The organism is Lysobacter sp. TAF61 (assembly GCF_052113485.1).
In the GTDB taxonomy this organism is placed as follows: Bacteria; Pseudomonadota; Gammaproteobacteria; order Xanthomonadales; family Xanthomonadaceae; genus Lysobacter_J.
Genome location: NZ_JBFRDH010000002.1, coordinates 598,106 through 618,809, shown reverse-complemented (window position 1 = coordinate 618,809; position 20,704 = coordinate 598,106). Strand labels below are relative to the sequence as shown.

Here is a 20,704-nt window from a genome sequence, read left to right as displayed (position 1 = left end):
GTCCGGCGATGACCGTGGCGCCTGTTTACCACAACGCCTCGGTGCTGCCTGCGAACATCTCGGCTGTGAAGGCAACCATCACAACGAAGCGGATAGCGTTTCCCCGCACCAGCTCCCGGATAGAAATGCCATGCGCGTGTTGGTCACCGGTGCGGGCGGACCTGCAGCGGTCAGCGTCTGGAAATCGCTGGCCGCCGAGCATGAACTGCTGCTCGCCGACATGGACCCCGATTCACCGGGTCTGTACCTGGTGCCCGCGCAGCAGCGGTTCCTGATTCCGCGGGGCGAATCGCCTGAACTGGTTCCCGCCCTGCTCGAGCTGTGCCGTGCGCACTCGGTGGAGGTGCTGATCTCCACCGTCGATGCCGAACTCGCCCCGGTGGCCGAGGCCACGGCTGCGTTTGCCGCGATCGGCACGCGCGTGCCGCTGTCGCCCGCGCAGGTCCTGCACCGCTGCCGCGACAAATGGGCGCTGCTGTCGCACCTGTCCGGGAACCCCTTCGTTCCGTCCTGCGTGCAGCTTTCGGCAGAGACGTTGCCCACCATCACCCGCTTTCCGTGTTTCGCCAAACCGCGTGCAGGCTCGGGCTCGCGTGGCATTGCCCTGATCGAGAGCGCGCAGGACCTGGCCGACCTGCCGCTGGACGATACGTATCTGGTGCAGGAGCTGTTGCCTGGCCCGGAGTTCTCGGTCGATGTCTATGTGAGCCAGCACGGCGAGCTGGTGGCGGCCGTGCCGCGGGAAAGGATCCGCACCGACTCGGGCATCGCCATCACCGCGCGCACGCTGCACATGCCCGAGCTGATGGAGGCCGCGGCAAACATCGCGCGCACCGTCGGCATCCGCTACGTCGCCAATGTCCAGTTCAAGCAGGCCGTCGATGGCCATTACAAGTTGCTGGAGATCAACCCGAGGTTTCCCGGCAGCCTGCCGTTGACCGGCGCCGCGGGCGTCGACATCCCGCGCCTGCTGATGGACGATCTGCAGGGCAGGCCGCTGCCGGCCGGGCCGATGCCATTCACGGAAGTGTTCATGGTCCGCTATTGGACGGAGAAGTATCTGGACCCGTCGGAATGGCAAGCGCTGTGCCGCCGCTGAGCGTCCAGCTCATCCGACATGCGCAAACCACGGCCAATGCCGGCCAGGTCACGGACAATCACGCCGACATCCGCCTGACCGAACTGGGCGAGCACCAGGCACGCAAGGTGGCCACGTCAATCCCGAACGCGCCGGACCTGATCGTGGTGTCGCCATACCGCCGCACCCTGGATACGGCGCTGCCGCTGATCGAGGCCTATCCGGGGACGGTCGTGGAGACGTGGCCGATCCAGGAGTTCTCCTATCTGGCGCCGGCGCGGGCGAACCGCACCAGCTTCGCCGAACGCAAGCCGATGATCGCCGAGTACTGGCAACGCGCCGACCCCGGGCACGTCGATGGCGAAGGCGCGGAGTCGTTCGCGCAGTTCGTCGCGCGCTTGCGCGCCTTCCACGAGCGGCTGTGGCAACAGTCCGGACGCGTGGTGACGTTCGGCCACGGCCAGTTCCTTCGCGCCTTCACGCTCGGTCTTCGCGATGGCTTTTCCGGGTCACGCGAGGCCATGCTCAAGTTCCGCCAGGCCGAGGTCTCCAAGCCGGTGCGCAACGGCGAGATCATTACCGTGACGCTACCGCCGCCGGGCGAGGTGATCGGTGGACGCTGATGGCGATCTTGATCTGGCGTCGGCGGCGCGCCTGCTGGGTGATGCCGCGCTGGTGCCGCTGGTGGTCGAGGCTTTCGCGGCATCCGCGCCACCGCTGCTGCAGCAACTCAGGCAACGCGTGCTGGCCAACGACGAAACCGACGTGCGACGCCACCTGCATCGCCTGACGCCGACGTTGGCCCTGCTGGCCAGCGGCGACCTGCAGGACCAGTGCGGGCAGGTGTTTTCGATGTGGCACGCGCCGCAGACCGCCGAACGCGAGGCGCGCTCGCTGGCGTTGGTCGACCGCATTGAGTCGCTCGTGCACGAGGCCGCGCACGCTGCCGACCGAGCGGGCGACGACGATCCGCTGACGAAGATGCGTCCTGACGACGATCCGTCCTGACTGGCGCGAACCTCTCCGGCGAGTTCACGGCCCCCGCTGCCGGACCACTTCCAGCGGTTCGGCCATGACATAACCGGCGAATCGCCCCCAATAGCGCGCAGTTGCCACGATCAGGTCCGGCGCAAGGTAGGCACGCAGCGCCGTCTGGCTGGAATAGGCCTCGATGGCCTGGAGCTTGCGCTGCAAATGGTCGCTGATGTCGATGAACTGCCCGGGACGGAATTCGACCGTGGCGGACGGCGTCTGGTAGCAGAAGACGTTGCCGACCGAGCGCGCGGCGACCATGCTCGCGCGGTAGGTATTGCGGTGGTCCTGGTGGGTGTCGTACTGGGAATGCGTGTAGATGTGGGTCGGCTGGATGTCGGCGATCGCCTGTTCGATCAGCTCGATGCTGGCGCCGCCCTCGGGCACCATCGTGTCGTTGAGTTCGGCCAGGATCAGGCGCGCCTGCAGCAGCTCGGCTGCAGCGTGCGCCTCGCGCGCGCGGATCCTCGCGTCGCCGCCCTGTGAACCGTGACTCAGGGTAAGGATCGTCACCTCGTCCTGCCTGGCCACGTGCATCGACAAGGTGCCGCCGCAACCAATCTCGACATCGTCGGGATGCGCGCCCACGGCCAGCACCGAGCGGCGCTCCTGCTTGCGGCGCCGGCGCGTGAGCTGGGCCAGCTTGTGCACCTGCTCCAGGAACACTTCCTTGGCGAAGGGCTTGAACAGCATGCCGTCGGCATGGTTCTGCACGGCGGTGCGCGCGTACTCGGCGCTGACCACGCCGGTCATCACCAGCACGCAGGTCCATTTGTGCGCCGCCTTGACCTCCTGGATCAGCTCCAGCCCGCTGGCGCCGGGCATCTCCACATCGGTGATGACCAGGTCCCAGTCGCGGGCGGGCAGCGCCGCCCTGCCCTGCGCGGCGTCCCCGGCAAGTGTCACCTGCGCCAGGTCGCCCTCCTCGAGCCATTGCCGCACGATCAGGGCGTACTCGGGGCTGTCTTCCACCACCAGCACCTGGAGCGGCGGGTTGGGGGACATGTGCGGGGCCTACAGCACGCGCTCGAGCTTGCGCTGCAGCGCGGTCGATTCGGCCGCGCAGTCTCGGCCCGGGGTCAGCCCCTGGCTCCGCGCGGCGGCAATCTCGGCCTTCGCTGCCGCCATGTCGGCCTCGAACGTCGGATCGGCGTGCAGCCTGGCAACGGTCGCCGCTCCCATGAAGCGACCTTCGAGGATGTCGCTCTGCCAGTGCACGTTGCAGACCAGGCGGCTTTCGCCGAACGTGCGCCCGCGCGCGATCACGGCGTCGGCGCGATCGGGGGCCAGCTCGGTGAGGATCAGCGCCCATGCCCAGCCGATCGTCGTGTGACCCGAGGGATACGAGCCATCCTTGCGCAGCGCGGCTTCGTCGTCCGGCGTGCAGCTGGCTTCCTTTGCGAGCACGAACGGACGCGTCCGGTTGTATTCGTTCTTGGCGCCGTAGGTCGAAAGGCCAGCGTCGACCATGCTGCGCTGGAGCAGCATGTACAGGCGCGGCGTCGCCTGTTGCGACACCGGGATGCCAAGCGCGCACTCGAACGTGCCGGCGGCGTGGGGGAAATGCAGGTCGGCATCGCTGACCGCCTGCTGCCAGCGCGGCGTGCCACGCAGGGTGATGGCTTCCTCGCGCACGGCCTGGTCGTGGGCGAACGCGGCCGAACCGGCCGCCGGCGGCTTGGGCACCAGCGCAAGACTGTTGAGGTACTGCTCCTTGTGCAGGTAGCCGGCGGGGATGCCGGGGCGGATTTCGGGTACGGGTACGGGGGCGGGTACGGGGGCGGTAGCCGCGGCAGCCGGCGCTTCGTTGGTCGCCTTGGGCGACTGGCTTGCACAGCCAGCGAGCAGCACGAGGGCAGTGAACGATGCTGCGGAAAGGGTGCCGGGTTGGCTCATGTCCGTGTCCTGTCGACGGTGTCGGCAAACCATCGGTGCGGGCCGGTGAAAGGGCCGTGAGAGGCCGCGCCGCGTCGCGACGGCGCCAGCGACGGTTCCCGCGGCGAGCAGAGTCCGCCAATGCGGCGGCAGCCGGACACGCTATTGTGGCGGCCCGACCGCTGCCCGGACCCGTTGATGCCCGCACCCGCCGCTCCTGCAACCGCGCCGACCCGACTCAGCCACGCGCTCAAACCCCGTCAGCTGATCATGATGGGACTGGGCAGCGCGATCGGCGCCGGCCTGTTCCTGGGATCGGGTGTCGGCGTGCAGGCGGCGGGACCGGCAGTGCTGGTGTCGTACCTGGCCGCCGGCGCGCTGGTCATCATCGTCATGAATGCCCTGGGCGAAATGGCCGCGGCCAAGCCGGCCAGCGGCGCGTTCTCGGTGTATGCGGCCGATGCCATGGGCGCCACCGCCGGCGCGACCGTGGGCTGGTTGTGGTGGGCGCAGCTGGTGATCGTGATCGCCGCCGAGTCGGTCGGCGCCGCCGGACTGCTCTCTACGGTGTGGCCATCGCTGTCGGTGCCGCTGGCGTCACTGACCTTCATGCTGTTCTTCACCGCCATCAACCTGATGGGCGTGAAGAACTTCGGCGAGTTCGAGTTCTGGTTCGCGATCCTCAAGGTGGTGGCGATCGTCGCCTTCATCCTGATCGGCATCGCGCTGCTGCTGGGGCTGCTGCCGGACGTGGCATCGCCGGGCCTGTCGAACTTCGTCGACCACGGCGGCTTTGCTCCCAAGGGCCTGGCCGGCATCGGCGCGGCGCTGCTGGTGGTGGTGTTCGCCTTCGGCGGCACCGAGATCGTTGCCGTCGCCGCCGCCGAGACGCAGGACCCGGAGCGCAGCATCGCCCGCGCGATCCGCACTGTCGCCTGGCGCATCCTGGTGTTCTACATCGGTTCGCTGAGCGTGATCATCGCGGTGGTGCCGTGGACGAGCGCGGCGTTGTCGTCGCCGTTCGCGGCGGTGCTGGAGGCAGCGCGGATTCCCGGCGCGGCAACCGCCATCACGCTGATCGCGGTGATCGCCCTGCTGTCTGCGCTCAACGCCAACCTCTACGGCGCCTCGCGCATGATCCATTCGCTGGCCGAACGCGCCGAGGCGCCGCGCTGGCTGGCGCGGGTCAATGCCCGCCACGTGCCGGTCGCCGCCGTGCTGTCGTGCGTGGTGTTCGGCTTCATCGCCACCGGCATGGAACTGCGCTACCCGGGCAAGGTGCTGCCGGTGCTGCTCAACGTGGTCGGCTCGACCTGCCTGCTGGTGTGGACGATCTCATTGCTGTCGCAACTCATCCTGCGCCGTCGCGCCGATCGCGCGGGGACGCCGTTGCCGTTCCGGATGCGTGGATTCCCGTACCTGACGGTGATCGCGCTGGCGATCCTGGGGCTCATCTTCCTGTTGCTGCTGTCGGGCAGCGACACGCGGATCCAGTTCCTGTCGATGCTGGGGCTGACGCTGGGGATTGCGGCGGTCAGCGAGATTGCGCGGCGGCGGCGGGGGTGAGTGGCGGGCGGCTTGGCAGTCGACTTCTTGTCGTAGCTCGGGCACCCATCCCCTCCCAACCCTCCCCTTGAAGGGGAGGGCCGGTGCTCCGGACCTTGTCGGTGGGAGCGCTTGTGCTCCGGACTTTGATGTTGCCCCTCTCCATTGCGGGAGAGGGGCGTCGTCTGCATCAGTTCTCGTACGCCGACTCACCGTGCGAGGTGATGTCGAGGCCTTCGCGTTCGGACTCTTCGCTGACGCGCAGGCCGACCGTGTACTTCACGATCAGGAAGCTCGCCAGGGCGACCACGCCCGAAAGCACCACCGTCACCAGCACGCCCTGCAGCTGGATCCAGACCTGCGAGGCGATCGAGTACTCCGGCAACGCGGTCTCGGTGACGTAATCCCAGATGCCCGAACCACCCAGCGCCGGTGATGCGAACACGCCGGTGAGCAGCGCACCGAGGATGCCGCCGATGCCGTGCACGCCGAACACGTCGAGCGCGTCGTCGGCGCCGAGCAGGCGCTTGAGCCCGGTCACGCCCCACAGGCACACCGCACCGGCGAGCGCGCCGATGATCATCGCGCCGCAGATGCCGACGAAGCCGGCCGCCGGCGTGATTGCCACCAGGCCCGCCACCGCACCCGACGCCGCACCAAGCATCGAGGGCTTGCCCTTGCTGACCCACTCCAGCACCGTCCAGCCCAGCACCGCAGCGGCGGTGGCAAGGAAGGTGTTGACGAAGGCCTGCGCCGCAACCGCGTTCGCTTCGAGCGCGGAACCGGCGTTGAAGCCGAACCAGCCCACCCACAGGATCGACGCGCCGACCATGGTCTGGGTCAGGTTGTGCGGCTTGATCGCCTCGCGCCCGTAACCCACGCGCTTGCCAACGACATAGGCACCCACCAGTCCGGCAACGGCCGCGTTGATGTGCACCACCGTGCCACCGGCGAAGTCGAGCGCGCCCTTGGCGAACAGGAAGCCGGACTGGGCGAGCACGCCCGGGACGGCATCATTGCTGGTGAACGCATCCGGCCCCGGGAAAAACCAGACCATGTGCGCCATCGGCGTGTAGGCGAAGGTGAACCACAGCACGGTGAACAGCATCACCCCGGCGAACTTGATGCGTTCGGCAAACGCGCCGACGATCAGTGCGCAGGTGATGCAGGCGAACGCGCCCTGGAACACGAAGAACACCAGCTCGGGGATATAGACCCCCTTGGTGAACGTCGCGCCCATTGCCGTGGCATCCAGGCCCTTGGCAAACAGCCGGTCCCAGCCGCCGATGAAGGCATTGCCGCTGGTGAAAGCCAGCGAGTAGCCGTACAGCGCCCACAGCACCGCCACCAGCGAGAACACCAGCAGGCACTGCATCAGCACCGACAGGACGTTCTTGCTGCGTACCAGGCCGCCGTAGAACAGCGCGAGCCCGGGCAGGGTCATGAAGATCACCAGTGCCGAGCAGACCAGCAACCAGCCGACGTCGCCCTTGTTGGCGACCGGCGCGGCAGCCGCGGCGGCATCCTGGGCGAACGCGATGCCGGGCATCGCCATTGCGGCGAACGCAGCAAGCAGACGCGGATGGCGGAAGGCGTCGACCATCCGGCTGCGTTCGGTGGAAGAAGACGCGGGCCCTCCACTCCCGTCATTCCCGCGAAGGCGGGACCCCAGTGTCGTTGAACTTGTCACGTCGACATTCCTCTCGATGGCGGTGATGGGCGAAGCAGAGTCGTCGGGGGCCCGCCTGCGCGGGGATGACGGCGCCGCTGGTTCCTGCGTGAGCGTCGGGTTCATGGCCGCCACCTCACAACGCATCGTCATCGAGCTCGCCGGTGCGGATGCGCACCGTGTGCTCGAGGGCTTGAACAAAGATCTTCCCGTCACCTACCTTTCCGGTGCGCGCGGCGTTCTGCAGGGCTTCAAGGGCCGCATCGAGGATCGATTCGGCAACCGCGCATTCGACCTTGAGCTTGGGCAGGAAGTCGACGACGTACTCGGCGCCGCGATAGAGCTCGGTGTGACCTTTTTGTCGCCCGAAACCCTTTACTTCGGTGACGGTGATGCCGGACACGCCGACTTCGGTGAGCGCTTCGCGCACCTCGTCGAGCTTGAACGGCCGGATGATCGCGGTGATCAGTTTCATCTCGCAGCTCCGTGGGTCTGGATGGCTCGTCTGTGATGGTTCATCTCGGATGCGCCCGCCTCAGAAGGTCTTGGTCAGGGTCAGCACCACCGTGTCCTCGCCGAGGAAATTGCCGTAGCGGTTGGTGTACAGCGCCTCTTCGGCATCGGTGTCGAGATAGGCAAGGGCAATGGCGAAGCCGCCGTCGAAAGACTTGGTGACGCCGAGCTTCCAGTCGACGTATTCGAAGTCCTCGTTGTTCTCGATCCACTGCTTGCCGGCGTGGGCGTTGAGCGTCCACGTCGGGACGAACTCCCAGTTCACCGCGGCGTCGAGATAGCCGCTGCCATCCGAATCGGCGTAGCCGAACAGATCGGTGAGGGCATAGGAGTACTTGGCGGCGAAGATTCCGGCGCTGATGCCGAAATAGAGCTCGCCGGTGTCGGGGCTGTTGAAGCCCGAGGGGTAGTCGCCGGGATACCAGTAATAGAGCGCACCGACGTCGAAGCCGACGGACTCGCCGATCTTGCCGCGATAGCCGCCGTAGAAGTCGAGCTCTACGCTGTTGGAGATCGAATCAGGGAAGACGTTCGTGTCGGATAGCCAGCTGACATTGCTGCCCCAGCTGCCGACGTAGAAGCCACTGTCGGCGGCATACTCGATGCCACCCTGCAGGGCCGGTTCCTGGTTGTTCTGCGAGATGCCGCGGAAGAGATAGTCACTGGTCAATGCCAGTGAGCCGGACGTGCCGGCGTGTGCGCTTGCCATTCCCATGCCGACGAGCGCGATGGAGACGATGGTTGCAGCGCAGGTCTTGCTTGCAGTGGTTCGAGACGACATGACGCAGGCTCCTCATAAGCGGTGGCCCCTCCCCGGTCATTGCTTCGTGCTCTTGCAACGCGGACGTTGGTGTCGTTTCCCGCGCCATCACCGGGACGCACTTCGCCTTGCGGCGGGCGCAGCCCGTCGATCTGGGTTACCTCATGGATTGGTTGAAGCGGTGGCTGGCTGGAAGGGGGCTCGAAGAGCGCCCCTCCCCAACCCTCCCCTGCATTCGCGGGGGAGGGAGTCGGGCGTCAGACGGTGTAGTACATCTGGTATTCGAGCGGGTGCGTGGCCGCGCGGAACTTGGTCACTTCCTGCATCTTCAGCGCGATGTAGCCGTCGATGAAGTCGTCGGTGAACACGCCGCCGGCCTTGAGGAAGTCGCGATCCTTGTCGAGTGCTTCCAGCGCCTGGTCGAGGCTGTGGCACACGGTCGGGATGTTCTTCTCTTCTTCCGGCGGCAGGTCGTACAGGTCCTTGTCGCTCGGAGCGCCCGGGTCGATCTGGTTCTTGATGCCGTCCAGGCCGGCCATCATCAGCGCGGCGAAGGTCAGGTAGCCCGACTGGATCGGATCCGGGAAACGGATCTCGATGCGGCGTGCCTTCGGGTTGGCCACGAACGGAATGCGGCAGCTGGCGGAACGATTACGGGCCGAGTAGGCCAGCATCACCGGGGCCTCGTAGCCCGGCACCAGGCGCTTGTAGCTGTTGGTGCCCGAGTTGGTGAAGGCGTTCAGCGCGCGGGCGTGCTTGAAGATGCCGCCGATGTACCACAGCGCCATCTGCGACAGGCCGCCGTAGCCGTCGCCGGTGAACAGGTTGACGCCGCCCTTGGCCAGCGACTGGTGCACGTGCATGCCGCTGCCGTTGTCGCCAACGATCGGCTTGGGCATGAAGGTCGCGGTCTTGCCGTTGCGGTGGGCGACGTTCTTGATGACGTACTTCATCGTCATCAGCTCGTCGGCCTTCTTCACCAGCGAGTTGAACTTGGTGCCGATCTCGCACTGGCCGGCGTTGGCCACTTCGTGGTGGTGCACTTCCACTTCCATGCCGACCAGTTCCAGCGTCTTGCACATCTCGGCGCGCAGGTCGTGCAGCGAGTCGAGCGGTGCCACCGGGAAGTAGCCGCCCTTCACCATGGGACGGTAGCCGGTGTTGCCACCGTCGTATTCGCGGCCGGAGTTCCAGTGCGCTTCTTCCGAGTCGATGTGGAAGAAGGTGTGGCCCATTTCATTGGCGAAGCGGACCGAGTCGAAGATGAAGAATTCCGGCTCCGGGCCGAAGAAGGCCTGGTCGGCGATGCCGCTGGACTTGAGGAAGGCCTCGGCGCGCTTGGCGACGCCGCGCGGATCGCGCGAGTAGGCCTGCATGGTCGCCGGGTCGAGGATGTCGCAGGTCAGGACCAGGGTCGGATCGGCGGTGAACGGATCCAGGAACGCGGTGCTGGCGTCCGGCAGCAGGACCATGTCGGACTCGTTGATGCCCTTCCAGCCGCTGATCGAGGAACCGTCGAACATCTTGCCGTCCTCGAACAGGCCCGGCTCGACGATCGACTTGGGGAAGGTGACGTGATGCTGCACGCCGCGCATGTCGACGAAGCGCAGGTCAACGAATTCGACCTTGTGGTCCTTGATCAGCTTTTCTACGTGTTCGAGCGACATGGGTACTCCGGGACAGGGGATGGCTACTTGGGAAAAACTCGGCCGCGTCGGCCGCACTTGTCTATATCAAAGCAATGAACGTGCCAATGTTTCATGATCTGCAAGTCGTTGATTTTCAAGAACTCGACAGGGTCCAGCCAGTACCACCGCACCAACATGGTGCGGTTTCGAGTGCGACTTGCCTCAACCGGGTGCATGAGCCCCATCCGGTATGCTGCCGCGTCGCGCGTCCTTTCCCACCCCAGTTTTCCTGACGGCCCATTGCATGACTGACCTGTTCGCCGCGCTGCTGCTCGGCATCATCGAAGGCATCACCGAATTCCTGCCGATCTCCAGCACCGGCCATCTGCTCATCGCCGAACGCTGGCTCGGGCACCGCAGCGATCTGTTCAACATCTCGATCCAGGCCGGCGCGATCCTCGCGGTGGTGCTGATCTACCGGCAGCGGCTGTGGGACCTGGCGATGGGCTTCATCGGCCGCGGCGCCGGCGCCGGGCACAGCCCGGCCGGCACGGCGCTGACGCCGGCACAGGCCCGCGACTACGCCTTCAAGCTTGCCGTGGCATTCGGCGTGACCGCAGTGCTCGGCCTGGTGGTCAAGAAGCTGGGCTTCGAACTGCCCGACCACGTGACTCCGATCGCCTGGGCGCTGATCCTCGGCGGCGTGTGGATGATGGCGGCCGAGTACTTCGCCGCCAAACGCGCCGAGAAGCTCGGCGAGCGCGCCGCGATCACCTGGACGGTGGCGATCCTGGTCGGCATCGCCCAGGTCGTCGCCGGCGTGTTCCCGGGCACCTCGCGTTCGGCGGCGACGATCTTCGTCGCGCTGCTGGCCGGCACCACCTCGCGTGCGGCGGCCACCGAGTTCGCCTTCCTGGTGGGCATCCCGACCATGTTCGCGGCGACCGGTTACGAGTTGCTGCACGTGCTGGGCAATGGCGAAGCCGCGCATGAGGACTGGACCGCGCTGGCGGTGGCATTCGTCGCCTCGGCGATCACCGCGTTCGTGGCGGTGAAGTGGCTGCTGCACTACATCCAGAGCCATCGCTTCACCGCGTTCGCGGTCTATCGCCTCGTGCTTGGCGCGACGCTGCTCCTGCTGGTGCCGTCGGGAAGCTGAACCGGCACCGGTTTGCGCCGGTGCGCCTTCACCCCGTTTTAGGCCGTGTTGCGTTCCCATTGGCACCCGCAATGGAGACCGCAATGAAACGATTCGTGATGCTCGCCCTTCCCCTGGCCCTCGTCGCCTGCGCCAAGGCGCCGGCTCCGCCGGAAGCAGCGACGCCACCTGCTGCGCCGACGTCGGTCGTGGCGGCACCGGCCGAGCCTGTCAGCGCGATCGATGCGACGCTGCTGGGCAGCCAGCACTGGCGGCTCGAGAAAGCCGTCGACGCCAAGGGACAGGCCATCGAGGCGCTGTTCGCCCGCGCCGACAAGCCGCTGCAACTCGACTTCCGCGACGGCCGCGTCAGCGTGAGCAATGCCTGCAACCGCATGGGCGGCGGCTACACGCTCACCGGCGACCGCCTGCAGGTGGCACGCATGGCCGCGACGCTGATGGCCTGCACCGACCCGAAACTGATGGCGCTGGACCAGGCCATCGGCAAGCGCCTGGAAGCGGCGCAGACGGTCGCGCTGCGCAATGACGGCCAGTCGCAGCTGACGCTGACCTCCGCCGATGGCGAGGTGCTGACGTTCCGCGGCGAGGCCACGGCCGAAACCCGTTACGGCGGCCCGGGCGAGACGGCGTTCCTGGAAGTGGCCGCGCAGGCCAAGCCGTGCAGCCATCCGCTGATCCCGAACAAGCAGTGCCTGCAGGTACGCGAGCTGCACTACGACGATCATGGCCTCAAGACCGGCACGCCCGGCCAGTGGCAGCCGCTGTACGAGGACATCGAGGGCTACGAGCACACCGATGGCGTGCGCAACGTGGTGCGCGTGAAGCGCTACACGATCAAGAACCCGCCGGCAGATGGTTCATCGATCGCCTACGTGCTCGACATGGTGGTCGAGTCGGAGAACGTGGCGACCAGCAAGAAGTAACTGGCGCGCAGATCAGGCCGGCACGCGGGATGCCTTGCCGGCCTTGATCGCGTACATGGCCGCGTCGGCCTGCACCAGCAGTTCGGCGAGGCTGGCACCCGGTGTGTCGGCCGGGTCGATCACGCCGACGCTCAGCGACAACGTATAGGGCTGGTTGGCGTGCATCGCCGCCAGCTGTGCCGCGCCGACCTCGACCCGCCGGCGCACGCTGGCCGCGTCGATGGCGTCGAGCGCGAGCACGGCGAACTCGTCGCCACCCCAGCGTGCCAGCACGTCGGCTTCGCTGAACACCACGCGCAGCAGTTCGGCGGCCTGGCGGATCATGATGTCGCCGGCGGCGTGGCCGTGGCGATCATTGACCGGCTTGAGGCCGTCGAGGTCGATGAAGATCAGGCGACACGGCTGCTGCAGGCGCCGCACCACTTCCAGTTCCTGCGTCGCCAGCAGCTGGAAACCGCGGCGATTGTGCAGACCGGTCAGCTCGTCGGTCAGCGACAGCAGGCGCACTTCGTGCTCGGCGCGTTCACGCTCGGCCATCTCCTCGCGCAGCAGCTGGTTGGTGCGCGCCAGCTCCTCGGTGCGGTCGAGCACGCGCTGTTCGAGATCGGCGTGCATCTGGATGTTCTCCAGCGCCACCGATGTTGCGTTGGCCAGCGTCTGCAGCAGGTGGGTCTCGTCGGCGCTGGGCGTGTGGTGCTCCGCCCAGTAGCTGCCGATCGCGCCGATCGGCTCGAGCGTGCGGATCGGCGTCATCAGCAGGCTGCGGACGAACGTTGGCCGGTACGCTGCGTGCGGGATGCGATCATCGGCGTAGATGTCCTCGATCGCCACCGCGGTGCGGTTGAGCATGCACCAGCCGCTGATGCACTGGTTCAGCGGGAAGCGCTGGCCTTTCCACAGCGGCGAGATCGCATCTTCGTCGAAGTAGTAGCACTGCCCGGCGTCGCGCAGGACCAGCGACGCGCCGTCAGAGCCGGCCAGGGTGCGGGCGGTGCCGCGCACGATCGCGGCGACGCTGTCGAGGTCGCGCGCCAGCGACAGCTGCTGCACGGCCTCGACGAGCGATTCCAGTTTTGCCTGGTACTGCATCGCAACCCCCCCTGGTGCGATGTCTGCCCGCGCAGGCGGGCAGGTCGATCAGTCCTTGACCTGTGGATTGAGCGAATACGTTGCGTAGATCGAGACTTCGTCCAGGACGTGGCCGTGCATGGCCTCGAACACCTGCGCGGCGGTGAAGCGGTCCGGCACGGTCAGGTGATCGATGTCGAGGGCGAACAGACGGAAGAAGTAACGGTGCAGGCGCAGATCGTTCGGCGGCGGGAACGGCCCGTCGAAGCCGTACCAGTCGCCCGCCATGGAGGCGTCGTCGGCGAACCAGCCGGTGTAGTCGTTCAGGCCCTGGCGCGCGCCGGCCGGTCCGGACGGACGGGTCTTGCCGTGCGGCACGACACCGTCGCTGCAGCTGCCGGCGACGATCTGGCTGACGCCGGCGCCAATGTCGACCATCGCCCAGTGCACGAAGTCGCACCGCGGTTGCCCGGACGGGATCAGCACGCCGGGCTTGCCGACCATCTCCGCCACCGTCGGCACGTCCGGATCGATGCACAACAGCACGAACGACTTCGTCCCCGCCGGGGCATCGCCCCAGGCCAGGTGCGGATTGCGGTTGGGCGCAAAACCAAAACCGTCGGCCGTGGCCTGGCCGGCGGCGAATTCGGCCGGCAGGCGCTGGCGGTGTTCGAAGCTGTCGCTGCGGATGTGCATGGATCGTCCTCCTTGCTTCAGTTCATTCCGCCCGATAGCCCAGGCGCTGCGCAACCGGCGTCAGCACCGCGAACTCCTCGGCCAGGGCGTCGCGGAAGTCGCGCCAGTGACCGGCGGGGAAGTGGGGCGGGCCGAGCATCTGCTGCGGAGCGACGGCCACATTCGCACCCAGCGCATCGGCGATCGCCTGGGCGATGCCGGCGGGGTTGGCGTCGTCCATGCGGATCAGGCGATGCGGGAACAGGTCATGCTCGCTGAGCTCGGCGATCTGCTCCATCGTCCTGGCCATCCAGCGCGCGCCTTCCAGCGGCGAGGCCAACGCCAGCGGCACCGGGCCACCGAAGGCGAGCCAGTCCAGCAGCATGTCGCGCGGGTCGCGCACGGCCACCATCAGCACCGCCTCGGGCAGCTGCGGGCGCAGGCCCAGCAGCAGCGCGTTGTCCCACCACAGCAGCCAGTCGAAGGCATTGCCATCGTGGATGCCGCGCGCGGGCAGACCGGCGCGCCACAGGCTGACCAGGTAGGCCGGATCGAGCGAGCCGTTGAGCAGGCCCGACACGGTGTCGTAGCGCTGCAGCGGATCGGTCGGCGGCTGCGCGCCGAAGCGGTCCACCAGCAAAGGCGCGGCGGAGTGCTTGATGGTCGCGGCGATGTATTCGACCAGCGAGCCCGGCGCGCCCCACAGCAGCAGCACGCCCGGGGCCGGATCCGGCAGCGGCGCCAGTTCCGGCCACTGCGTGATCGGCGCGCTCGGCTGCGGCAGCGGCAGGCGCTCGCCGACAACCTCGGCGTGCAGCTCGGCCCAGGTCGCGGCGGCGGCATCGGGCTGGCCGGCGGCGTCGAAGCAACGGCCCAGCAGCTGGCGCAGGCTGCGCTTCACGTTCGGGTCCGGCGCCTGTGCAAGCAGGCCTTCCACGCGCAGGACCGCGGCGTCGGGGTCGCTGCGCAGCAGCTGGTCGATGATGCGCAGCTCGGCCATGGTGTGGCCCGGCTGCAGTTCGGTGATGCGCTGCGCGGTGGCGTAGGCCAGTTCCGGCTCGCCGGCCTGGTCGTGCAGGGTGGTCTGTGCTTCCAGCGCCGGCACGAAGTCGGGCATCGCCTCGCGCCAGCGCGCGATCACTTCGCGTGCCGCGTCGCTGGCGAATTCCTCGAACAGCAGGCGCGCGCGCCACAGGTCGGGCGCCTGCGGGTGCTCGAGCAGGACCGAGTCGATCGTGGTGCGGGCTTCATCGAGCAGCTCCAGGCGGCGCCAGGCTTCGATCAGCGGCAGGATGCCGCGGCGGTCCAGCGGCTGGGCGAGGAAGGCCTGGCGCAGGCGCGGCAGCGCGCGTTCGTTGCGGCCGGCATCCAGTTCCAGCTCACCGACCAGGCGATGCATGCCCGGCGTGCCGGTCTCGCCGTCGAGCAGCGGCGCCAGTTCGTCGGCAGCCTCGCCCGGACGCGATTGCAGGCGCATCAGGTTGGCGACCATCAGGCGCAGCGGGCGCGAACCCGGATCGCCCTCGAGCAGGCTGCGGAAGGCCTGCTCGGCGAAAGCGTAATGGCCCTTGCCGAGGTAGGCGAAGGCGAGCGCATGGCGCAGCTGGGCGTCGCCCGGGGCGCGCTCGGCGGCGCCGCTGAGGATCGCCAGGGCGCGGTCGGGTTCGCCGCGGCGCAGCGCCAGGGTGCCTTCGACCGCGGCCACGTGCGGGTGCTCGGGGGCGATGCGCGCTGCGGTGCGGATCAGGCGCTCGGCCTCGTTCAGGTCGGCGCGGCCGATCGCCAGGTGGGCCTGGATGATGTAGGCCGGGAACTGGTTCGGATCCAGTCCGGTGGCGCGGGCCAGCGCAGCCTGGGCTTCGTCGAGCTGGCGTTCGGTCAGCAGCAGGCCGGCGCGCTCCAGGTGCAGGTTGGCGTCGTCAGGCGCCAGCTCGATGGCCTGGCCAATGGCGGCAAGCGCGCCTTCGCGGTCGCCGTCCAGGCGCAGTGCAGCGGCGAGCAGGCGGTGCGCGGTGGCGTCCTGCGGTTGCGCGGCGATGGCGTCGCGCGCGGCGCTGAGCGCTTCGCTGGCCACGCCGCGGCGCAGTGCGTCAATGATCGGTTCGTACATGGACTGCTCGATGATTCAGGCGAAAGCGCGATTGTAGCGGCAGCAGGCGCCATGCCCGGCCTGCCAACAGGGGTTTATCGGCAGTTGCGGCGGGGACTTGAGCCGCGCCGGGGCGCGGCGGCGCGATTTCGGGGGCCGGGGGCCGGCCAGGCCCGGTCCTTCAGGCGCTGTCGGCCGCGTCGAGCATGCGCTGGGCGATCCAGCGTTCGGCAAAGCCGTCGAGGGTGGCGCCTTCGAGGAAGCCGCAATGGCCGCCCCAGGGTGCGATTTCCAGCGCCGCGCTGCGCGGCAGGGTCAGGGCGTGGAATCCCGCCACCGGAATCACCGGGTCGTCCTGCGCCATGAGGATGCTGGCCGGGACCTGCAGCGCGGTCAGGCGGTCGCCGGCGATCGAATACCCGTCGAAATAGCGCTCGAGGGTGCCGAAGTCGGTGTGGCGCTCGACCATCCACTGCGTCAGCGGTCGCATGCGCAAGCCCAGGACCTCATCGTCGAAGGCATGCACCTGCGGGAACAGCTCGCGCTTGCGCGCCAGCGAGCCGCGCCATTTGCGCTCGAAGTACCACAGGTACAACGGCAGGCCCTGCTCCATCTGCTCCATCGTGCGGGCCGGATCGAGCACCGGGCATACCGCCGCCACGTGGGTCAGCGCCAGGCCGGCGTCCGGCGCGCGCAGCGCCAGGCGCAGGGCGAAGTTGCCGCCGAGCGAATAGCCGGCCACGGCCATCGGCCGGCCCGGGAAACGGCGCGCCACTTCCACCGCCGCGCGCACGACTTCGTCGATGCGGTTGGAATGGAACAGCCCTTCGTTGAGGTGATGGGTGTTGCCGTGGTCGCGGAAGTTGAGGCGGAACACTTCGAATCCGGCCTTCAGCAGCTGCACCGCGGTCAGGCGCATGTAGCTGGAATCGACGCTGCCCTCCCAGCCGTGCAGCAGCAGCACCAGGCCGCGCGACTCGCGATCGGGCATGACGCTGTGCAGGCCGTGCAGGCGGGCGTCGCCGGCGTCGATCAGGTGTTCGCTGCTCACTGCGCCCAACTCGGCCAGGCTGCGTTCGCCATGGCGGCGACGCAGCACACTGGAACCGAGCGCGGACTGTACGTGCGCGTTGCGCAACCAGCGGGGTGGTTGGTAATCGGCGGCGGTCAGCATGCCTGGGACCATAGCGGTACGAATTCGAGTGCGCCCACTAAACCCAACGTACTCTTCAACTCGTCATGGCCTCGACAATGCGCGATCGGGCCAGATCGGCAAGACGGCGGCGTCCGTCGGCCTGGCCAGGCGCGATCGGTTCGAGGAAATGCACTTCGGCCAGCCGCGTCGGCTCGCCGAGCAGGCGCACGAAGTTGCCCAGGAAGCTCTCGCCGGGCTGGAACGCGACTACCTGCTGGGCCTGGCCGCCCTCGCCGTAGCGCAGCGCGACCGGCTGCACGGGGACTCCGGCTTCGACCGCGGCCAGGAAGATGCGGGCATGGAACGGGCCGATCTCACGACCGCCGCGAGTGCCGCCCTCTGGGAACACGCCAACCGAACGGCCGCCGCGCAGTCGCGCCAGCATCTCGTGCAGGACGCCGCCGAGCGATTCGGTGCTGCCGCGCGAATGGAAGATGGTCTCGCCGCGCGAAGCCAGCCAGCCCACCACCGGCCAGCCCTCGATCTCGCGCTTGGCGACGAAGCCCATCATGCGCTGGCTGTGCAGGGTCTCGATGTCGATCCAGCTGACATGGTTGGCGACGAACATCGCCGCGCCGGGCAGAGGTTCGCCGTAGCGGCGCAGGCGGAAGCCGAAGATCCACATCAGGCCGGCAGACCAGGCGCGGATCGCGCGATGGGCCAGGTTCTCGTTGCCGACGCGCACGCCTGCTGTCAGCGGTGTGCCAAGCAGCAGCACCAGCGGCAGGTCGACGAGGATGTGCCACACCAGCAGCGGCACGCGGATGAGATAACGGAGGGCGCGCGCGGCGGGCGCCGCGGTCGGCGCCGTCGCGCCGGCATGGGGGGACGGCGCATTCATTGATGGCACGATACCGAAGCGATGTCGCTGCGGCCAGAACTGTTTCGCCATACGTCGATGGATGTTGCGGGGGTGAATGGCCGCCACGGCCGGTCGACCGCATCGCGGGACGGGGTCGCCAGCAACCCCGCCCCTGCGGCAATCGCGTCAGGTCATTTCAACGCGAACATTCCAGCGCGATCATTTCAGCGCGCACGCCATCACCTTCTCGGCGTCGCCCTGCGCGCCCAATGCCACCTTCGACAGCGACAGCTGCGCCTTGCCCTTCGCCCGCAGGCTGATCAGGGTGTCGAGCTTCGAGGTGTCCGCGCCGGCCGCGGCGAAGCACTTCAGCGGGATGCCGAGCGTGGTCCAGCGCGCGGGTTCGAGGCTGGCCAGCGACTCGGCCAGCGGCAGCTGCGCGCCGCAGCCCGGGCCGCAACCCACGCCGACGGACACATCGCCCGGCGCATCGGCGCGTACCGTCAGCACCAGCATCACATCGCCGTTGGTTTCGCGGGTGAGGTCCTTGGCGGCGTCGGAATGCAGCGACACGGTGGCCTCGCCGCTACCGGTCCATTCGACGCGGCGGGCATCTTCCTGGGCCAGGTGGTCGATTGCGCGCACGCGCACGCTGCCGTCGGGCGACGCGGCCGGCAAGGCGGCGACGTCGACCGCCGCGCCCTTGGCGCCCTGCAGCCGCATCACGATGCCAGGCGTCAGCACGCCGCGGGCGTAGTACACGCCCGGCCGCCCCATCGCCGCGGAAACGCCCGGCTCTTCCGGCAATGCCGCCAGGGTGCCGTCATCGCCATAGGTCAGGCCGAAGCCGAAGGCGAACTGCGGTGAATAGTCCGGCTGGCCAACGTTGTTGGCGTACTGGTCGGCGCGGCGCGGCCACGAGAAGCCGAGCTTGCCCTTGAAGTCGTGGGCGAGCTTGCCGTCGGCGCCGCGCAGCAGCACGTCGGCGATGCCGCCGCCTTCGCTGCCGGGCAGCCAGGCGGCGACGAACGCGTCGGCGGCGTTGATCTCGCGGTTCATCCACAACGGCCGGCCGCTGAGGAACACCGCCACGACCGGGATGCCTTCGGCCTTCAGGCGCTGGATCAGTTGCAGGTCGCGATCGTCGCCCGGCTTGTACCAGAGCGTTGGAATGTCGCCCTGGAATTCGGCATACGGATCCTCGCCGAAGACGACGATCGCGGCGCCGGGCTTGCGCGTGTAGCGGCCGTCGATGGCCAGTTCGGCGTGGCCACCGGCGCTGCGCACGGCTTTGTCGATGCCTTCCCAGATCGTCTCGCCGTTGGGGAAGTCCGCTCGCGTGCTGCCCACGCCCTGCCAGTTGAGTGTCCAGCCGCCGCTCTGCTTGCCCATGTCGTTGGCGCCGTCGCCGGCCACGAGCAGGTCGCGTTTGGGATCGAGCGGCAGCACGCGGTGGTCGTTCTTCAGCAGCACCAGCGATTCGCGCACGGCCTGGCGCGCGACCGCCCGGTGTCCGGGCGCGCCAAGCAGTTCGAACTTGCCGCCGAGCGGCCGCTGCGACGGCTTGCCGGCGTCGAACAGGCCGAGGCGGTACTTCACCCGCAACACGCGGCGCACGGCATCGTCCAGGCGCGCGCGCGGCAGCTCGCCGGACTGGGCCGCCGCCAGCGTGCTTTCGTAGATGCCTTTCCAGGTATCGGGCGCCATCACCATGTCGATGCCGGCGGCGATCACTTCGGGGCAGCGGTCGTTGCTGCAGCCCGGGACCTGGCCGTGGGCGTTCCAGTCGGTGACGACGAAACCGTCGAAGTTCATCCGCCCTTTGAGGACGTCGGTGATCAGGGGTTTGTCGGCGGCGAGCTTGGTGCCGTGCCAGCTGCTGAAGGAAGTCATCACCGCCTGCGCGCCGATCGCTATCGCGGTGGGATAGCCGGCGCCGTGGACGTCGCGCAGCACATCCTCGCTGGACTGGTTGTCGCCCTGGTCCTTGCCGTCGGCGGTGCCGCCGTCGCCGAGGTAGTGCTTGACCGAGGAGATCACATGCTGGCCGTCGAGGAAGCCCGGCGTGCCGGGCTTGCCCTGCAGGCCTTCGACCATCGCGGCAGAGTACGCGGCGACGACTTGCGGCTGTTCGGAATAGCCTTCGTACGAGCGCCCCCATCGGTCGTCCTGCGGCACGGCCACGGTGGGTGCGAACGCCCACTCCATGCCGGTGACGCGGGTCTCGATGGCGGTGATGCGGCCGATCTGGCGGATCAGCTCGGGGTCGCGGGCAGCGCCAAGGGCGATATTGTGCGGAAACACGGTGGCGCCGACGACGTTGCTCTGTCCGTGCACGGCGTCGATGCCGAACAGGATGGGAATGGCCTTGCCGCCGCCGCTGGTGTCCATCGAGGCTTCGTAGAAGGCATCGGACAGCGCGAGCCACTCTGCGGGGGCGGCGTTGTACTTGCCTCCCGGATCGGAGTTGCCACCGGCGAGCACGGACCCGAGGCGGTACTTGCGGACGTCGTCAGGCGTGAGGCTGGCGATGTCGCCCTGGACGATCTGGCCGACTTTTTCTTCCAGCGTCATCGACGCCAGCAGTTTGTCGATGCGGCGCTCCATCGCGCGGTCCACTGGCAACGCGCGCGCCACCTTCGGCCAGCGCTCGGGATGGATGGCGCTGTCGTCGGCGGCAATGACGGCGCCGG

Annotated in this window: 18 protein-coding genes; 6 read left to right on the top strand and 12 right to left on the bottom strand. The window is 68.1% G+C overall.

Features of this window, described 5'->3' with window-relative positions:
- Positions 1-130: 130 nt before the first annotated feature.
- From AB4Y64_RS07190 to AB4Y64_RS07180, 3 genes are read left to right on the top strand one after another with little or no spacing between them, the layout of a single operon-like run.
- Complete coding sequence (locus tag AB4Y64_RS07190; protein ID WP_441815746.1) at positions 131-1,099, top strand: ATP-grasp domain-containing protein; 969 nt, start codon at positions 131-133, stop codon at positions 1,097-1,099.
- Positions 1,075-1,701 carry a histidine phosphatase family protein gene (locus AB4Y64_RS07185; RefSeq protein ID WP_441815745.1) on the top strand — a complete coding sequence of 209 codons (627 nt, stop codon included), beginning with the start codon at positions 1,075-1,077 and terminating at the stop codon, positions 1,699-1,701. The genes AB4Y64_RS07190 and AB4Y64_RS07185 overlap by 25 nt, the downstream gene beginning before the upstream one ends.
- The gene (locus AB4Y64_RS07180; RefSeq protein WP_441815744.1) at positions 1,691-2,086 is read left to right on the top strand and encodes a hypothetical protein; all 396 of its coding nucleotides are present in this window, start codon (positions 1,691-1,693) and stop codon (positions 2,084-2,086) included. Before AB4Y64_RS07185 ends, AB4Y64_RS07180 begins: the two co-directional genes overlap by 11 nt.
- Positions 2,087-2,110: 24 nt before the next feature.
- Here AB4Y64_RS07180 and AB4Y64_RS07175 read toward each other — a convergent pair whose 3' ends face one another.
- Together AB4Y64_RS07175 and AB4Y64_RS07170 are read right to left on the bottom strand one after the other, a co-directional pair.
- Positions 2,111-3,115, bottom strand: a complete 1,005-nt coding sequence (locus tag AB4Y64_RS07175; RefSeq protein WP_441815743.1) for a PIG-L family deacetylase — start codon at positions 3,113-3,115, stop codon at positions 2,111-2,113.
- 9 nt (positions 3,116-3,124) lie between these two features.
- The gene (locus tag AB4Y64_RS07170; protein WP_441815742.1) at positions 3,125-4,006 is read right to left on the bottom strand and encodes an acid phosphatase; all 882 of its coding nucleotides are present in this window, start codon (positions 4,004-4,006) and stop codon (positions 3,125-3,127) included.
- Between the two features lie 177 nt (positions 4,007-4,183).
- Here AB4Y64_RS07170 and AB4Y64_RS07165 point away from each other — a divergent pair, with 177 nt between their 5' ends.
- Complete coding sequence (locus tag AB4Y64_RS07165; RefSeq protein ID WP_441815741.1) at positions 4,184-5,551, top strand: amino acid permease; 1,368 nt, start codon at positions 4,184-4,186, stop codon at positions 5,549-5,551.
- 169 nt (positions 5,552-5,720) lie between these two features.
- Here the strand turns inward: AB4Y64_RS07165 and AB4Y64_RS07160 are convergent, their stop codons facing one another.
- From AB4Y64_RS07160 to glnA, 4 genes are all read right to left on the bottom strand, one after another.
- Entirely contained in the window at positions 5,721-7,085 is a 1,365-nt protein-coding gene (locus AB4Y64_RS07160) for an ammonium transporter (RefSeq protein WP_441815860.1), read from the bottom strand.
- A 250-nt stretch (positions 7,086-7,335) separates the two neighbouring features.
- A complete protein-coding gene (locus AB4Y64_RS07155; RefSeq protein ID WP_441815740.1) occupies positions 7,336-7,674 on the bottom strand; it encodes a P-II family nitrogen regulator in 339 nt (112 codons plus the stop codon).
- A 60-nt stretch (positions 7,675-7,734) separates the two neighbouring features.
- Positions 7,735-8,493, bottom strand: coding sequence for a TorF family putative porin (locus AB4Y64_RS07150; protein ID WP_441815739.1), 759 nt, complete (start codon positions 8,491-8,493; stop codon positions 7,735-7,737).
- Between the two features lie 236 nt (positions 8,494-8,729).
- A complete protein-coding gene (gene glnA, locus AB4Y64_RS07145; RefSeq protein ID WP_441815738.1) occupies positions 8,730-10,139 on the bottom strand; it encodes a type I glutamate--ammonia ligase in 1,410 nt (469 codons plus the stop codon).
- A 265-nt stretch (positions 10,140-10,404) separates the two neighbouring features.
- Between glnA and AB4Y64_RS07140 the strand changes: the two genes are divergently transcribed.
- The gene (locus tag AB4Y64_RS07140; protein ID WP_441815737.1) at positions 10,405-11,259 is read left to right on the top strand and encodes an undecaprenyl-diphosphate phosphatase; all 855 of its coding nucleotides are present in this window, start codon (positions 10,405-10,407) and stop codon (positions 11,257-11,259) included.
- A gap of 83 nt (positions 11,260-11,342) precedes the next feature.
- Positions 11,343-12,182, top strand: coding sequence for a DUF4377 domain-containing protein (locus tag AB4Y64_RS07135; RefSeq protein WP_441815736.1), 840 nt, complete (start codon positions 11,343-11,345; stop codon positions 12,180-12,182).
- Between the two features lie 12 nt (positions 12,183-12,194).
- Here AB4Y64_RS07135 and AB4Y64_RS07130 read toward each other — a convergent pair whose 3' ends face one another.
- The 6 genes from AB4Y64_RS07130 to AB4Y64_RS07105 all read right to left on the bottom strand — a co-directional run bounded on the left by AB4Y64_RS07130 (position 12,195) and on the right by AB4Y64_RS07105 (position 20,618).
- Complete coding sequence (locus tag AB4Y64_RS07130) at positions 12,195-13,271, bottom strand: diguanylate cyclase (RefSeq protein WP_441815735.1); 1,077 nt, start codon at positions 13,269-13,271, stop codon at positions 12,195-12,197.
- 48 nt (positions 13,272-13,319) lie between these two features.
- The gene (locus AB4Y64_RS07125) at positions 13,320-13,946 is read right to left on the bottom strand and encodes a YbhB/YbcL family Raf kinase inhibitor-like protein (protein WP_441815734.1); all 627 of its coding nucleotides are present in this window, start codon (positions 13,944-13,946) and stop codon (positions 13,320-13,322) included.
- Between the two features lie 22 nt (positions 13,947-13,968).
- Complete coding sequence (locus AB4Y64_RS07120) at positions 13,969-16,035, bottom strand: tetratricopeptide repeat protein (RefSeq protein WP_441815733.1); 2,067 nt, start codon at positions 16,033-16,035, stop codon at positions 13,969-13,971.
- Between the two features lie 160 nt (positions 16,036-16,195).
- Complete coding sequence (locus tag AB4Y64_RS07115; protein WP_441815732.1) at positions 16,196-17,188, bottom strand: YheT family hydrolase; 993 nt, start codon at positions 17,186-17,188, stop codon at positions 16,196-16,198.
- Positions 17,189-17,243: 55 nt separating this feature from the next.
- Complete coding sequence (locus AB4Y64_RS07110) at positions 17,244-18,050, bottom strand: lysophospholipid acyltransferase family protein (RefSeq protein WP_441815731.1); 807 nt, start codon at positions 18,048-18,050, stop codon at positions 17,244-17,246.
- Positions 18,051-18,230: 180 nt separating this feature from the next.
- On the bottom strand, positions 18,231-20,618 hold the full coding sequence (locus tag AB4Y64_RS07105; protein WP_441815859.1) for a glycoside hydrolase family 3 N-terminal domain-containing protein: 2,388 nt from the start codon (positions 20,616-20,618) through the stop codon (positions 18,231-18,233).
- Positions 20,619-20,704: the final 86 nt, after the last annotated feature.

Excerpts from the sequence above, each read along its gene's own strand:
- AB4Y64_RS07115 (WP_441815732.1), bottom strand. The coding sequence starts at position 17,188 with ATGCTGACCGCCGCCGATTACCAACCACCCCGCTGGTTGCGCAACGCG.
- AB4Y64_RS07140 (WP_441815737.1), top strand. The coding sequence starts at position 10,405 with ATGACTGACCTGTTCGCCGCGCTGCTGCTCGGCATCATCGAAGGCATC.
- AB4Y64_RS07135 (WP_441815736.1), top strand. The coding sequence starts at position 11,343 with ATGAAACGATTCGTGATGCTCGCCCTTCCCCTGGCCCTCGTCGCCTGC.
- AB4Y64_RS07170 (WP_441815742.1), bottom strand. The coding sequence starts at position 4,006 with ATGAGCCAACCCGGCACCCTTTCCGCAGCATCGTTCACTGCCCTCGTG.
- AB4Y64_RS07175 (WP_441815743.1), bottom strand. The coding sequence starts at position 3,115 with ATGTCCCCCAACCCGCCGCTCCAGGTGCTGGTGGTGGAAGACAGCCCC.
- AB4Y64_RS07130 (WP_441815735.1), bottom strand. The coding sequence starts at position 13,271 with ATGCAGTACCAGGCAAAACTGGAATCGCTCGTCGAGGCCGTGCAGCAG.
- AB4Y64_RS07160 (WP_441815860.1), bottom strand. The coding sequence starts at position 7,085 with ATGGCGATGCCCGGCATCGCGTTCGCCCAGGATGCCGCCGCGGCTGCC.
- AB4Y64_RS07165 (WP_441815741.1), top strand. The coding sequence starts at position 4,184 with ATGCCCGCACCCGCCGCTCCTGCAACCGCGCCGACCCGACTCAGCCAC.
- AB4Y64_RS07155 (WP_441815740.1), bottom strand. The coding sequence starts at position 7,674 with ATGAAACTGATCACCGCGATCATCCGGCCGTTCAAGCTCGACGAGGTG.
- AB4Y64_RS07105 (WP_441815859.1), bottom strand. The coding sequence starts at position 20,618 with ATGGAGCGCCGCATCGACAAACTGCTGGCGTCGATGACGCTGGAAGAA.
- AB4Y64_RS07125 (WP_441815734.1), bottom strand. The coding sequence starts at position 13,946 with ATGCACATCCGCAGCGACAGCTTCGAACACCGCCAGCGCCTGCCGGCC.
- AB4Y64_RS07185 (WP_441815745.1), top strand. The coding sequence starts at position 1,075 with ATGGCAAGCGCTGTGCCGCCGCTGAGCGTCCAGCTCATCCGACATGCG.
- glnA (WP_441815738.1), bottom strand. The coding sequence starts at position 10,139 with ATGTCGCTCGAACACGTAGAAAAGCTGATCAAGGACCACAAGGTCGAA.
- AB4Y64_RS07120 (WP_441815733.1), bottom strand. The coding sequence starts at position 16,035 with ATGTACGAACCGATCATTGACGCACTGCGCCGCGGCGTGGCCAGCGAA.
- AB4Y64_RS07110 (WP_441815731.1), bottom strand. The coding sequence starts at position 18,050 with ATGAATGCGCCGTCCCCCCATGCCGGCGCGACGGCGCCGACCGCGGCG.
- AB4Y64_RS07150 (WP_441815739.1), bottom strand. The coding sequence starts at position 8,493 with ATGTCGTCTCGAACCACTGCAAGCAAGACCTGCGCTGCAACCATCGTC.
- AB4Y64_RS07190 (WP_441815746.1), top strand. The coding sequence starts at position 131 with ATGCGCGTGTTGGTCACCGGTGCGGGCGGACCTGCAGCGGTCAGCGTC.